This window comes from Maribacter sp. UH1, from assembly GCF_056839145.1.
In genome coordinates, this window is record NZ_CM166387.1 from 2,194,125 (window position 1) to 2,210,183 (window position 16,059).

The window sequence follows — 16,059 nt, forward strand, 5'->3', positions numbered from 1 at the left end:
CCTGATAAATAAAACCTTTTCAAAATTCTTTCGTAAGTAGTGTTAGAAACGCTAAAGAATACGATTATGAATTTTATTTTATCGCAATTAATTGCCGGTGCCATTTTTTTATTGGTGTGGAAACTTAAAGAATTGATTTCTAATCAAATTACCTATTTAAAACTTCTTAAAGAAAATGATTCTAAGTTTGTAAAATATGACCAATCAGCTTAAATCTGATTGTATTTATGAGATTCTATCGAACCTGATTGTGTATAGGAAGAAAGTAGTATTTTGTTTTTGCTTTTGATAATTAATGATTGAAAAGATAGTTGGATTGATAATTTGATAAATGTACTTCTTAAGAGATGCTAATAAAATCTTAAAATCAACATTTGCGTAACAAAATGTTTAATTTTAGAGGAGACTAACATCAAACTATCAAAATGAAAAAGCACCTTACCAATGCTGGCATACTCATGCTGGCTTGTTTTCTATTACCATTATCATTATTATCTCAAAGAAGAAATAAATCTCAAAGTACAGCACCAACGTATCCTGAAGAGCTATATTCTAGCTTGGACTATAGATTGATCGGTCCGTTTCGTGGTGGTAGATCTGCAGCTGTTACTGGCGTGCCTGGCGAGCCTAATTTGTTTTATTTTGGCGCAGCAGGTGGCGGAGTTTGGAAAACATTGGATGGTGGTCGTACTTGGGATAATATTTCCGATGGATATTTCGGTGGTAGTATAGGTGCCGTTGAGGTTGCAAAAAGTGACCCGAACGTAATATACGTTGGCGGTGGTGAAAAAACTTTAAGAGGTAACGTGTCATCAGGTTACGGAGTTTGGAAAACGGAAGATGGAGGTAAAACATGGGCTACTGCCGGATTGAAAAATAGTAGGCACGTACCACGACTTCGTGTGCATCCTACAGATTATAATACGGTATATGCAGCGGTTCTAGGGGATATTTACAAACCAACGAAAGATCGAGGTATCTATAAAAGTACAGACGGTGGTAAAAATTGGAAACAAGTGCTATTTGTAAATGAGCAAGCGGGTGCGGTAGACTTGACCTTTGATCCTAACAACCCAAGAATTTTGTATGCTTCTACATGGCATGCACAACGTACCCCTTACAGTTTAATAAGTGGTGGTGACGGTTCTGCACTTTGGAAAAGTATGGATAGTGGAGAAACTTGGACAGAGATTTCAAAAAATGAAGGTTTTCCAAAAGATACTTTGGGTATTATCGGGGTAGCCGTATCTCCGAAGAATTCAGAAAAGGTTTGGGCTATAGTAGAGAATAAGGAAAAAGGTGGTTTGTACCGTTCCGAAAATGGAGGTAAATCTTGGTCAATCGTTAATTCCGAAAGAAAGCTAAGACAACGAGCTTGGTATTACACAAGAGTATATGCCGATACGCAAGATGAAGATGTAGTGTATGTGTTGAATGTAAATTACCACAAGTCGACCGACGGAGGTAAATCATTCAATACGTTCAATGCGCCTCATGGTGATCATCATGATTTATGGATTTCCCCTGAAGACTCACAACGTATGATCATTGGCGATGATGGTGGTGCTCAAATTTCTTATGATGGTGGTGAAACCTGGAGTACTTACTACAATCAGCCTACGGCACAATTTTATCGTGTAACAACAGATAACTCTTTTCCATATAGAATTTATGTAGCACAGCAAGATAATTCAACCTTACGTATTGATCATAGAAGTGATGGGCGAACTATTGATGATAGTAATTGGGAGACTACGGCAGGTGGCGAATCTGCTTGGATTGCTGTGGACCCAAAAGATAATGATATTGTGTATGGTGGTAGTTATGACGGATTTTTAACCAGGGTCAATCACAAAAACAAAACGGTAAGGGGTATTAATGTATGGCCAGACAACCCAATGGGTGCCGGTGCAGAAGCTATGAAGTATCGTTTTCAGTGGAATTTCCCTATTCTATTCAGTAGACATAACCCTAAGAAATTATATACATTTTCCAATTACGTGCATGTTACGGAAAATGAAGGGCAAAGTTGGGAAGTGTTAAGTGGAGACTTAACTAGAAATGATCCAACTAAATTGGGTTCTAGTGGAGGGCCAATAACTCAAGATAATACCAGTGTAGAATACTACTGTACCATTTTTACGGCAAATGAAAGTCCGTTGAAAGAAGGTATTCTTTGGGTAGGTAGTGATGACGGATTAATTCATGTTTCTAAAGATTCTGGTGCAACTTGGGACAATGTCACGCCCTCAAACATGCCAGAGTGGAATATGATAAACAGTATAGAGCCATCAAGCTTTGATGAGGGAACATGTTACGTTGCCGCAACAAGATATAAACTAGGTGATTTTCAGCCTTATCTTTATAAAACTACGGATTACGGTAATACGTGGACAAAAATAACGAACGGTATCCCTTCTGAACATTTTACAAGAGTAGTTCGTGAAGACCCTAAAAAGAAAGGTTTACTATATGCAGGTACCGAAACAGGTATGTACGTTTCTTTTAATGACGGAGCTAGTTGGTCTCCTTTTCAAATGAACTTACCTATTGTGCCAATTACAGATTTGACTATTAAAGATGATAATTTAATTGTGGCAACGCAAGGTCGTAGCCTTTGGATAATAGATGATTTAACGGTGTTGCATCAATTAGATGAAAGCAAGAAGAATTCGAATACCATATTGTTCAAGCCAAAAGATTCGTATCGTACAAAAGGTAGGGCAGGTAAGAAGCCATCAAAAACTTCAGGTCAGAATTTGGAGAACGGTGTTATTACCCATTTTCTTTTGAAGAACTATTCTGAAAAAGACACTGTTCAATTAACGTATACTAATATGGCTGGTGATACATTGGCGCTTTATAAAAACCATTTGAAGAAAGGTGGGTCGCTGAGCGGAGTCGAAGCGAAGAAACTAGACCTTAAAAAAGGAGGCAACACTTTTGTTTGGGATACGCGTGGTAAAGGTGCTACCAAATTAGAAGGAATGATTTTCTGGTGGGCCAATTTTGATGGTGCAAAAGCCGTACCTGGGGATTACAAAGTACACTTAAATGTGAACGGAACAAATAGTAGCGAAACGTTCACCATTTTACCAGACCCAAGAGCTGAAAGTTCAGTAGCGGAAATGCAACAACAATTCGATTTTATCACAGATATTAATACTACCATTGAAAATGCACATCAATCTATTAAGAAAATAAGAAATGTTACGAAGCAACTGAATTCGTTTACAGAACAATATAAGGATGATGATCGTACCAAAGATTTGGTAGAGAAAGCCAAAGCCATGAAAGAAAAGCTGGGTGAGGTAGAGAAGGCATTATACCAAACTCAAAATAGAAGTGGTCAGGATCCTTTAAATTTTCCAATTAAATTGACCAATAAGTTAGGTCATTTAAATAGTTTGGTTTCTATAGATGATTTTCCGCCAACGGAACAAGATATTGCTGTAAAGAACGAATTGACAGCTAAGATCAATAAAGAGCTTCAAATATTTGATAGCGTAATATCATCTGAACTTCAAGAATTCAATAAAGGATTTAACGCGCTTAATTTGAATTATTTGTTCATTGATGAAAGTAAGTAAAGTCAAAAACGGTCATTTCGAGTGAATTTTTGAAGTATGAAAAAATTAGTATCGAGAAACTTTTGTGTTCAAAATGGTTTTCGATATAATTTTTCTTTATGCATTACTCCTATAAAACCGCTCAAACTGACAATTTAGAATGCCTAAAACAACATCCAAATAACCTAAAATGAAAAAACAACTACTCTTTTTTATAGCGGTACTGGCAATCACCATAACTTTTGCCCAAAATGCCAACGATTATTTTCAACCTTTAAAATTCAGAAATATTGGTCCGTTTAGAGGTGGGCGTTCGGTAACTGCAACTGGAGTTATCGGTGACCCCATGACTTACTATATGGGTACAACTGGTGGCGGAGTTTGGAAAACAGAATCTGCCGGGCAACGTTGGGAAAATATTTCTGATGGTTATTTTGAACTGGGCTCTGTTGGTGCGGTTTCGGTATCGGCATCTAACCCAAACATCGTTTATGTAGGTATGGGAGAACATGCACCACGTGGTGTTATGACATCTTATGGTGACGGAGTATATAAGTCTACTGATGCGGGTAAATCTTGGAAGAAAATGGGACTTGAAAGAACCCAGCATATTTCAAGAATTATCATCCATCCTACAAATCCTGATATTGTTTACGTGGCTGCACAGGGTGCTCTTTTTGAGGGTAATGCAGAACGTGGTATCTATAAATCTGTTGATGGTGGTAGGACTTGGAAAAACACGCTTTTCGTTAATAATTTAACTGGTGCTTCTGAGCTCTCTATGGATGCCAATTATCCTGAAATTATGTATGCCGCTATGTGGGAACATCAACGTAAACCAAATATGGTTATTAGTGGTGGTGCAGGTAGTGGTCTCTATAAATCTACGGATGCTGGAGAAACTTGGCAGAAAATACATAATGGGCTTCCGGAGGAAAAAGGAAAAATGGCAATAGCGGTTAGTCCGTCAAACTCTAACAAAGTTTATGCACTTATTGAAAGTGATTCAGATGCAGATAAAGGTGGACTTTTCGTTTCAAATGATGCCGGTGAATCATGGAGCATGGTTAGTGGAGACAATAGATTGGTACAACGCGCTTGGTATTACATTGAGGTTTTTATAGATCCAAACGATGAAGATACGGTGTATGTTTTAAGTGCACCTGCGCTTCGTTCTGAAGATGGTGGAAAAACTTGGGAAACGCTTTCAGGAACACATGGGGATTATCATAATCTATGGATCAATCCAAATAATTCTAAGAATATCGTAATCGCTAATGATGGTGGGGCTGCCGTTTCTTTTGATTATGCAAAAACTTGGTCCACTCAAGATAACATGCCTACAGCTCAATTTTATCGTATTAGTGTGGACAATCTGTTTCCGTATAATATTTATGGAGGTCAACAAGATAATAGGTCTGTGAAGATAGCTAGTCTGTCTGCAGGTAGCAGTAGCATTACTACAAGAGATTGGACAGATTCTGCGGGTGGTGAAAGTGCCTTTTTAGCCTTTGATCCAGACAACCCAAGATATGTTATGGGAGGTCAGTATTTAGGTACGGTAGAGGTGATGGATATGGAGTCTAAAGCGGCAACTCAAATCATGCAAGCGCCTATTCAATATTTAGGTCGTGAGGCTAGGGATATGAGGTATTTGTTTAATTGGAATGCTCCGATAATAGCTTCTACGCATGAATTGGGCACCTTTTATCACGGAGCGCAATATGTATTTAGAACCCGTGATATGGGTCTAACTTGGGATAAAATTTCTGATGACCTTACACGCAATATAGATGCCAAACAAGGTAATGGTGGTGGACCGTATACTAATGAAGCAGTAGGTGCCGAGAATTATGGTACGCTGGCTTACATACTAGAATCTCCGCATGAAAAAGGATTTATCTGGACAGGTAGTGATGACGGATTGGTGCATTTGACTAAAAATGGAGGCGAAACATGGGAAAATGTAACGCCTAAAGGATTAAAAGAATGCTTGATTAATGCGATAGAGGTTTCTCCGCATGACCCGGCTACAGCATACATTGCAACGACCAGGTATAAGTTTAATGATTATACGCCCGGTTTCTATAAAACAACAGACTATGGTAAAACTTGGACAGCTATAAATTCCGGAATTCCTTATGGTGCTTTTACGCGTGTAGTTCGTGAAGATGAGTTCAAAAAGGATTTACTTTACGCCGGTACGGAGAAAGGTATCTATGCATCATGGAACGGAGGTAAATCTTGGGAACCTTTTCAATTGAATTTACCAAAAACACCTATTACAGATTTAAAAATGCACAAAGGTGATATGGTAGTGGCTACTTCTGGTCGCTCTTTCTGGATTCTAGATGATGTAATTGCACTTGGGCAATACCAACCTTCTAAAACGGGCCTTCAAATTTTAAAGCCCAAAGATGCTTATAACGGTTCTTGGAGAAGTCCGTTGAGTGGTAATTCAGATACATTTTCGGGTAGTGATGCATTTAACGGCATTAATCCAGCTAACGGGGTGGTATTGTATTATGAGCTCCCAAAATTAGCAGATAGTACGGCAATTACCTTAGAAGTTTCAGATGCTAAAGGCAAAATGATTAGGACCATTAGTTCAGAAAAAGATCCTACATACAAACAACATAATGGTGGTGGTGCGCCACCTGCACCAGTATTGAGTAAGAAAAAAGGATTGAATCGTTTTGTTTGGGATATGAAACACCCAATTATGCCAGGAGTACCTGATGTATATATTGAAGCAGGATTTAGCGGACATAAAGTTTCCCCTGGTACGTATACTTTTAAATTAATAGTAGACGGGCAAACAGTTTCTACGACCGGAACAATTAAAGAGGTGCCAACCTATGAGACAAAACCTGGTCAGTATGAAGAATTTGATGCGTTTATGACTACCGCAGAAGCAGAGTTGACAGAAATGCATAATATGATCAATCAGTTGTATGCAGCTCAAAAAGATTTGACTGAAGTATTGAAAAAAGTTACGGACCCTAGCGTTAAAACAGCGGGCAAAAAATTACTTGCGGATATGAAAGCTTGGGATGCCGATATGGTACAGCGTAAATCTCAAGCATATGATGATGTAGAGAATTTCCCAAATAAGTTTTCTGCGGAATATATATTCATGATCAATCAAACAAATAGTAGTATTCCAAGATTAAACAAGGCAAGTAAAGACCTTAAGGCTGAATTAGATGCACAATGGACTGGTTTAAAAGCTAAAGGAAAGCAATTCATCAATACAGCTATACCTGCTTACAATAAAACGTTATGGGATGCAGGAGTGGGTGCTATAAGATTATAAGATAAGTTCTATTCGCTTTTACTAACTTTGAGCTTGTTTTTATAAGCCTTATGACAGAATATTACAATTATATAAAATCCCTGCATCTCATCTTCGTAATAACGTGGTTTGCAGGGCTTTTTTATATTCCTAGATTATTCATTTATCATATAGAAGCTCAACTAAAAGCATCACCTGAAAAGGAAATTCTTTCCAAACAATTAAAGTTGATGACCAAACGCTTGTGGTATATCATTACCTGGCCATCGGCTGTTTTAGCCATATTTTTTGCTATTTGGTTGCTTATTATTTACCCAGGATGGCTAACGCAACCTTGGATGCACATAAAACTTGGTTTTGTAGTGTTACTGATATTATATCACCTAAAAAACCATCAAATTTTCAAGAAGTTTCAACAAGATGATATTCAATACACCTCTAAATTCATGCGTATATGGAATGAAGGTGCCACGCTAATTTTATTCGCAGTTGTCTTCTTGGTAATCTTAAAAAGTTCTTTTAATTGGATTTTTGGGGTAGTGGGTATTATAGTTTTAGGAATACTTTTAATGCTGGGTATAAAACTCTACAAAAGAATAAGGAACAAGAATCCCGAAGCGTAACTATCCATAATTGTAAATTAAACGAAAACGATTTATTTGTTAATTTACGACTTCATAGATGTTTTTGCTTTTTTTGCCGCAATTTTAGCTTTTGGTAGTACAAGCTTAAAGGTTGCTCCCTTGTTCTTACCTTCAGATTCTGCTATGATGGTACCACCATGAGAAATGGCAATTTGTTTAACCATATACAAGCCTAAACCTGTTCCCTTTACGTTATCATGAAATCTTTCAAATGGTGTGAACAATTTTTCTAATGCCTGCTCGTCCATACCTAAACCATTATCTTTTACCAAAAAGATATTATTGTCACCATCTTCCTCAAAATCCACAATTATTTTAGGGTTAGGTTGATTGCCCATATATTTTATGGCATTGTCCAAGAAATTTCCAAAAACTTGTATTATTCTATTAAGGTCACCAAAAATGCTGGGAAGGTTTTCAGCTATGGTAAGCTCTATATTTTTGTTCTTGAGCTGGCTTTTAATAAGATTTCTTGACAGCGCTAATATTTCATTTGTTTTTAAAAGCTCATTTTTATTTTCAATTTTACCTAACCTAGCTATTTCAGTAATGTCAGATATTAACTCGTTCATATTATTACAAGAAACGTCAATTAAACTCAAGTACTCAGCTACATCTGGGTGGTCTTCTAATTCCATTTCTAATGGTATTAGACTGGCCAATCCTTTAATGTTGCTTAACGGACTCTTTAAATCATGGGATACTGCGTATGTAAAACGTTGAATTTCTTCGTTTTTTGATTTTAAATTGTCTGCGGCTTCTACAAGTTTATTTTTTTGAAATTGTAGTTCTTTAGTACGTTCGTCAACTTTCAACTCTAGACTTCGTTGATTTTTTCTGATATTTTGTAGTTTAATATGTTGTGCTATATAGAATATCAATAATACTAGAGCGATCATTAATGCCTTAAACCACCAAGTTTGCCAATAGGGTGGTGTCACGGTAATGTTAAGATCTATTTCGTTATCAACCCAAACGCCATCAGAATTAGTGGATTTTATTCTTAATGTATATTCTCCAGGATTTAAGTTTGTGTATGTTGCTGTTGGATGGTTGCCAACATAATTCCAATCTTTTTCAAAACCTTCAAGGTAAAATGCATAATTAACACTTTCTGGGTGTCTAAAAGTAAGGGCTTTAAAATCTATATTTATAACAGATTGATCGTAGTTAAATGTTAGGGAGTCTACTTGACTAATATCTTTTTCTAATATTCCAAAGTCATCATTTGGCAAAACGGGTTGATTAAAAAGTTTCAATCCAGAGACAAACAGTGTAAGTGTATCTTTTCTTTTTTCAACATCACTTGCAGTAAAAATATTAAAGCCATTAATGCCACCAAATATATATTCACCCTTTTTAGTAGTTATAGATGAACTTGCAATAAATTCTTTTGATTGAAGACCATCACCAACATCGTAATTAATTGTTTCACCTGTTTTGTTGTTATATCTAATAATTCCTTCTTCGGTGCTAAGCCATAAGTGATTATTTCTATCATCTATAATACTTTTAATCGCATCGTTTTTTAAACCATCAGCTTTAGCAATCACTAAAAATGAATCTGTTTCTGGGTTGTATTTGTTAAGTCCACCTTGTGTACCTACCCAAACAGTATCTTCGTTATCTTGAATGATAACATTTATAAAATTATTACTTAAAGAATTTTTGGAGTGATAATGAACGCTTGACCATTCGTCACCATTTTTTGTTAATTTAAATAAACCGGTATTTAATGTCCCAATCCAAATATTACCTTGGTTGTCTTCAAAGATTTGATATATGGAATTAATTATACTTCCGTCAATTTCTGATTTAAGCGTTATATTTTCATGTGTCTTGGTTTTGGGATCATAAACCTGTACACCAGAAAAGTAATTTACTATCCAAATTCTCTCTTTTTTATCTTTTAAAAGATCAATTATTATGTTTGATTTTAAAAATGAATTCTCAGAGGTTAGTGCACTTGTTTTCTTTGTTTTTGTATTGAGAACGGCTATACCATTAGTCCATGTGCCTGCCCATATTTCGTCATCTTTAGTCTGTATTATGGAAAGAACCACATTACTGGGAAATGTTTTATTTCTTAGCGAATAATTTTCAAATGTATCTGATGCACGGTCCCAATAATCAATACCTCCACCATCTGTGCCAATCCATAAGTTGCCTTTATCGTCTTCTGCAAAGCAGTTCACTAATTTATTACTTAGTCCCTTTGGGTTGAATGGGTCAGAATTTACATGTCTAAATTTATAGTATTCTTTATCATAAATGTTTAGCCCGCTTTTATAAGGGGCTATCCACATTGTACCGTCTCGTGTACATAATAAAGCCCATATAGAATTACCGGAAATGGAATTGGGTTTTGTAACACTGTACTCAATATGTCTTATAAAATCTAGATTGTCATTGTAAATATATAAACCGTTATTTTCTGTGCCTATCCACAATTCATCATCAAGATTTTTTTCTAAAGATCGTATGCCAAAACCAGGACTAACCTCTTTTTCTTTGGTGAAACTAATTGAATTGTCTGCTATATCCAGCTTAAATAGAGAGCCAGTTCCGGAACCTATTAATAAACTATTATCTGATGATCTTATGCCGGTGATCATTGCCTCTGTTTGCAATATTTCACTAATAATCTCCATCTCATAATTAAGGATAACGGTATTATAGGTAAAAACAACTAGAACGCGGTTAGCATCTAAAACATCAATTTTAATAACTTTATTAAGTCTAGGATTGCCAATATTTATATGTTTATTAGGGGGAGGGAAATGTTTTACTTTACCAGTTTCTAGCTCGTAACTATAAAAACCACTAGATTCTGACCCCAACCAAAGTATACCGTCTTTTTTAACTATTATCTCAAAAACTTCGTCTTTAATGTTTTCACCTTCATTGATGAACGGATATGGAGTTATGATATTTAAACTACGATCATAAAGGCTAAGACCCTCATTTGTACCGATGATAATATTTTGTCCATCTTCATGTAAGGCTACGATATATTCATGTTTTAGACCAGTTATGCCATCTAAACTTTTGGTGTAAATTTCAAAATCTTTTCCATCATATCTATTAAGCCCATTTCTGGTTCCTATCCAAATAAAACCAAAATTATCTTCTAAAAGTACGGTAGCGCTACTTTGAGACATACCATCTTGTATGTGCTGAAAATGGGGAGATTCTTGCTGTTCAGACTGAGCAGAACAGGAAAATGTAATTACTACAAAAAAGGCAATAAAAGTAAAGTAGTATTTCAATAACATGCTAACTTTTAAATAAGTACTGTATATTAACGCAAATAAAAGTAAGAAATTACGTGCAAAAAAATTATTGTTCGATAACTTTTACATTTTTATGTATTTCAAATTAGGTTTTTTTGACTGAACTTCCAATTTGCCCGTTTTTGGTGCGATATTTGCTAACTTTAGACGAAATACCAGAAGCTTGTTAACTAGAGTATCTTTACGGTCACGTATTTTCTTATCCATGATATTTTTGGTGCTAATTGCATCGGTATTAATTGCTGGTGTTACGGTATACCAATATCGCGAACAGTCTAAGGATTACCATGAAAATAGAATGGAACGTAAAGAAGAGCAGATACGACAGAGTATTGATCTTGCCATTCAGAAAACGACCTATCCCGTAACTACGGAAAATCTAGATTTAATATTTAAAAATGAAATTTATGAGATTGCCGTTGTGCAAAACATGAATTTCAATATTTATAGCTTAGATGGGGAACTTATAAAAAGTTCACGTCCAAAATTTGCCAATGATTCTATTTCAATGTGTCTGGATTCTGAGATATTGAATAAATTGGAGATTAGTCCTAATAAGCATTATGTACGCGAAAATGCTTTGGCAGGTGATAAGTACAAAGCATCTTTTTCTTATATCGCCGATCAAAAATTTAAACCTATTGGTATTCTTAATCTGCCTTATTTTGAAGATAATTCTTTTAACGACTATGAATTAAAGGAATTTCTATTCCGCCTGTCTGGGGTGTACTTGTTGATGTTGCTTATGGCAATTGCCTTTGCTTTTTTTATATCCAAGTATATAACCCGTTCTTTAGAGACTATATCTACCATGATGGGTAGAACCAACTTAAGCAAACAGAACAAGAAGATTTATATTGACAATCCTGGTGAGGAGATAGAAAAGTTAATTGCCGCTTATAACGGTATGATAGATGAATTAGGTCAGAGCGCCGTAAAATTGGCACGTAGTGAGCGTGAACAGGCTTGGCGAGAAATGGCAAAGCAAGTGGCGCACGAGATAAAAAATCCACTTACGCCAATGCGACTTACTGTACAGAGTTTTGAACGTAAATTTGATCCAGAAGACCCGTTGATTCATGAAAAACTTAGAGAATACTCAGACACTTTAATTCAGCAAATAGATACTATGAGTAGCATAGCATCTGCCTTCTCTAATTTTGCCGAGATGCCTGCGCAACAGAATGAGACGCTGAACGTGGTTAAAATTGTAAAACTGGCTTTAGATATCTTTAATGAAGATTATATTCATTTCATTGCGGAGGAAGAGGAAATAATTGCGAAATTAGATCGTACACAGTTAATACGTGTAGTAACCAATTTGGTGAAGAATGCTATTCAAGCTGTACCAGATGTGGTATCTCCAAGAGTTTTGGTCAGTGTGGCATCTGAAGGTGATATGGTTAAAATATCTGTGGCAGATAATGGTTATGGTATTGAAAAGGATAATGAAGAAAAAATATTTGAACCTAAGTTTACCACTAAAACTAGTGGTATGGGGCTAGGATTAGGAATGGTAAAAAATATCGTGGAAACTTACAAGGGATCAATCAACTTTACATCTCATTTAGGTAAGGGTACGGTCTTCTGTGTAAAGTTTCCCAAAGAAAATGTATAATTCAACAAATCAACAACAATGTCATACGAAACGTTATTAATTAAAAAAGAGGATACTACTGCAATTGTAACTATTAATCGTCCTACTAAATTAAATGCTTTGAATAAGCAAACCATAGGCGAATTGCATGATGCTTTTAAAGATTTAAAAAAAGATAAGAGTGTTAAGGCTATTATCTTAACCGGTAGTGGTGAAAAGGCATTTGTTGCTGGTGCCGATATTTCAGAATTTTCTGATTTCAGTGAAAAAGAAGGAAAAAAATTAGCGGCTAAGGGACAGAAACAATTGTTCGATTTTGTAGAAGACTTATCCAAACCTGTAATTGCAGCAGTAAACGGTTTTGCCTTAGGTGGCGGATTAGAACTAGCAATGGCCTGTCATTTTAGAGTGGCAAGTGATAATGCCAAAATGGGACTACCAGAGGTGTCTTTAGGTGTTATACCTGGTTACGGTGGTACACAACGTTTACCGCAATTAGTGGGTAAGGGAAGAGCTATGGAAATGATCATGACCGCAGGTATGATTTCTGCAGAACAGGCAAACGCTTATGGCTTGGTAAACCATGTTACTACGCAAGAAGAATTATTGCCATTGTGCCATAAAATTATATCTAGAATAACCAATAACTCATCTGTAGCCATTTCACATGCAATAAAAGCAGTAAATGCTGGTTTTAAGAATACTGTAAATGGTTATGAGCAGGAAATTGAAGCTTTTGGTGCCTGTTTTGGAACAGATGATTTTACCGAAGGCACCACTGCGTTTTTAGAGAAAAGAAAAGCAGAGTTTCCAGGTTCATGACATAAACCAATCTGGTTATGTTAAAACGTAGCGCTTTTTTATTTTTATTTCTTATTAATGTTATAAGCTCCTTTGCTCAAGAAGAACTTGTATCCTATACTATTGGTGAAAAATTTCATGATAAATATAGATACTCTAACATGCTTGCTATCGCAGATGATGGTAGCGAAGGTACTGTTGTGGTCCGTGCATATTATACAGGTATTGTACTAAGACCAAAAGGGTATTTTATTGAACATTATAATAAGGATTTAGAGCTAGTCTCTGAATATAATTATAAACTTAAAAATGCCAATTTCATAGACGCCTATGTTCGTAATGGGCAGGTTTATTTGTTGTTTTTAGAGTACAACTATAATACCAGAAGTTATCAATATGAAGTGCATAGAAGCCCGTTTTCTCAATTTCAGTTTACAAAAGAAACCTTGTTATCTATAGCGTCTGAGCCAGTAGAACAGCCTTTAGATAGAAATTTCTATAACAGAAACTTCTCATCTGGCTTTACCACTTCTATTTTATTCAATGATGATAAATCGGCATTTGCCATAACTACACATTATAAGAAAAGAAAGATCGATCAGCACACAATTCATGTATTCAATGCCAACTTAAACAAGTTAATGGAGCATGATTTTTCTGATGAGGTAGCCGAAAAGAATTATGCATTTGAAAATATAGCCTTCTCAAAAGATTTGCAGAATGTGTATTTGGTAGGTAAGGCATATTTTAAAAAGAAACGTTTCAATGCTACGGAGCGTAAGTTTCAATACGAAATGATTCGAATTTCTAATAGTGGTAGAAGCACTCAGTCATTTTATACTCCCGGTAAATTTCCAGAATCTTTAAAACCCATTTTTAGAGGTGATGAATTGCTCTGTATCGGTTTTTATGCGGATAGAAAAGATAATCGTTATAACGGAATATCGTATTTCAACTTACATCCGAAAACTCTAGAAATGAAGACTGAAAAATTTAACCAGTTTTCTGAACAGTTTATGATGGATAAGTTTGGACGTGAAGATGACAAGGCTATAAAAGATTTAGTGTTTAAAGGAATGGATATTACCAATGAAGGGAATATTCTATTTAATGCTGAAGAGTACTTTACAAGTAAAAGTGTACAATCTAACTCTAGTGGTGGGCGCGTTGCGGTAACTAGATATCACCATAATGATATTATCAGTGCAAAATTGAGCTCTTCGGGAGATTTAATTTGGGCAAGAAATATCAACAAGACAGAGGTAACACAGGGCGACGGTGCTTATGCTTCTTATAGTGCTTATACAAAAAATAATACAACCTACTTTTTTATTAGTACGTCATCAGAAAATCCGCAGCAGTTGAGTGAAGACCGGATCATGTTCAAGCAAGGACTTAGTAGAAATAGGAATGTCTTTTTAATTCGATTGGATGAAAACGGACATATGAAATACAACAAGGTTATTGACGATACAGAAGCTCGTTTGCCTTTGATGGTATCTGTACCTTATATTGATAGACAGAACGATGAATTAATGTTCTACGCAAAAAGAGGAACCAAAAAACAATTGGTTCAAGTGGGTGTTAAATAAATATAATATTAGGATTTATTCCATAATTTTGGAATAAATCCTATTTAATGAAATACAATTCTTCGGTTAAAGGAAGAGGTGCCCAGAAAAATACTAGCAATAAATTTTCTGCATATAATTATGAAACTAGAGATGATTTTCTCGAATTCTGCCGAGTAGAAGGGGAAGTTGCTGATAGAAATAAAACCCAATACCTTCCTATTTTTCCAAAAACGATAGTCAATAAAGTAACTAGTCCAGATGTTGGTATGAGTTACTCCATGAACATGTATCAAGGTTGTGAGCATGGTTGCATATACTGTTATGCCAGAAATGCACATGAATTTTGGGGATATAGTGCAGGATTGGATTTTGAACGAAAAATTCTGGTAAAGCATGATGCTCCAAAACTTTTGGAAGCTAAATTAAGAAGTAAAAGTTGGAAGGCGTGTACCATAGTCATGTCGGGTAATACAGATTGTTATCAACCTGCAGAAAAGCAGTTTGAACTAACTAGAAAATGTTTAGAGGTATTTTTAAAATATAGGCATCCGGTGGGCATCATAACTAAAAATGCTTTGATTTTGCGAGATCTGGATATTTTAAAAGAACTTAATGAATACGGATTAATAGGTGTAAACATTTCTGTTACCTCCTTATCCGAAGAAACAAGAAGAATTTTAGAGCCTAGAACTACAACCAATAAAAAACGGCTTGAAGCTATACGTATTTTATCTGAAAACGGTATACCGGTCAATGCTATGTTGGCACCAATTATACCGGGAATAAATAGTCATGAGATTTTGAAATTGGCTAAAACGGTTTCAGAAAATGGTGCCTTGTCAATGGCATTTACCGTAGTTAGACTAAACGGAGCAATTGGTGAGATTTTTACTGATTGGATTCATAAAACATTACCTGACAAGGCAGATAAAGTTCTGAACCAAATTAAAAATTGCCACGGAGGTAATTTAAACGACAGTAGATTTGGTGTAAGAAGCAGGGGAGATGGTAAAATTGCTACTCAAATTCATGATATGGTAAGGTTGGCAAAGCGAACCTATTTTAAAGATAAATCTTTTCCCAAATTAAATACCAATCTACACGAATCTTATAAAGACGGGCAGCTAAAACTATTCTAAGGTTAACCTTTTTTACACTTGTGTATTGATTGTCCTGCCAATTTCCAATCGCCATTATTTTTTTAGAATTCTTATTTCATAAGTGTAATTAATAATAGCTATAACTGTATGGAAACGAGTTAAATATTGCAAATAAGTCAAAAATTT

The 16,059-nt window shown here is 35.5% G+C and carries 9 protein-coding genes; 8 read left to right on the forward strand and 1 reads right to left on the reverse strand.

Annotation, left to right across the window (positions count from 1 at the left end; all coding sequences use genetic code 11):
• Positions 1–66: 66 nt before the first annotated feature.
• The 4 genes from UH1x_RS09645 to UH1x_RS09660 all read left to right on the forward strand — a co-directional run bounded on the left by UH1x_RS09645 (position 67) and on the right by UH1x_RS09660 (position 7,487).
• Complete coding sequence (locus tag UH1x_RS09645; protein WP_482626369.1) at positions 67–213, forward strand: hypothetical protein; 147 nt, start codon at positions 67–69, stop codon at positions 211–213.
• Between the two features lie 245 nt (positions 214–458).
• Entirely contained in the window at positions 459–3,590 is a 3,132-nt protein-coding gene (locus tag UH1x_RS09650; protein WP_482626501.1) for a VPS10 domain-containing protein, read from the forward strand.
• 169 nt (positions 3,591–3,759) lie between these two features.
• Entirely contained in the window at positions 3,760–6,885 is a 3,126-nt protein-coding gene (locus UH1x_RS09655; RefSeq protein ID WP_482626370.1) for a glycosyl hydrolase, read from the forward strand.
• A gap of 50 nt (positions 6,886–6,935) precedes the next feature.
• Positions 6,936–7,487 (forward strand): CopD family protein, encoded by a 552-nt coding sequence (locus tag UH1x_RS09660; RefSeq protein ID WP_482626371.1) that lies wholly within the window; start codon positions 6,936–6,938, stop codon positions 7,485–7,487.
• A 44-nt stretch (positions 7,488–7,531) separates the two neighbouring features.
• Here the strand turns inward: UH1x_RS09660 and UH1x_RS09665 are convergent, their stop codons facing one another.
• The gene (locus tag UH1x_RS09665) at positions 7,532–10,783 is read right to left on the reverse strand and encodes a ligand-binding sensor domain-containing protein (RefSeq protein ID WP_482626372.1); all 3,252 of its coding nucleotides are present in this window, start codon (positions 10,781–10,783) and stop codon (positions 7,532–7,534) included.
• A 223-nt stretch (positions 10,784–11,006) separates the two neighbouring features.
• On the opposite strand from UH1x_RS09665, the gene UH1x_RS09670 reads away from it, so the two are divergent.
• From UH1x_RS09670 to UH1x_RS09685, 4 genes are read left to right on the forward strand one after another with little or no spacing between them, the layout of a single operon-like run.
• On the forward strand, positions 11,007–12,419 hold the full coding sequence (locus UH1x_RS09670; RefSeq protein ID WP_482626502.1) for a sensor histidine kinase: 1,413 nt from the start codon (positions 11,007–11,009) through the stop codon (positions 12,417–12,419).
• Between the two features lie 18 nt (positions 12,420–12,437).
• Complete coding sequence (locus UH1x_RS09675) at positions 12,438–13,220, forward strand: enoyl-CoA hydratase/isomerase family protein (RefSeq protein WP_482626373.1); 783 nt, start codon at positions 12,438–12,440, stop codon at positions 13,218–13,220.
• A gap of 17 nt (positions 13,221–13,237) precedes the next feature.
• Positions 13,238–14,791: a hypothetical protein gene (locus UH1x_RS09680; RefSeq protein ID WP_482626374.1), complete on the forward strand. Its 1,554-nt coding sequence runs from the start codon at positions 13,238–13,240 to the stop codon at positions 14,789–14,791.
• A gap of 47 nt (positions 14,792–14,838) precedes the next feature.
• Positions 14,839–15,912, forward strand: a complete 1,074-nt coding sequence (locus tag UH1x_RS09685) for a PA0069 family radical SAM protein (protein WP_482626375.1) — start codon at positions 14,839–14,841, stop codon at positions 15,910–15,912.
• Positions 15,913–16,059 lie beyond the last annotated feature (147 nt).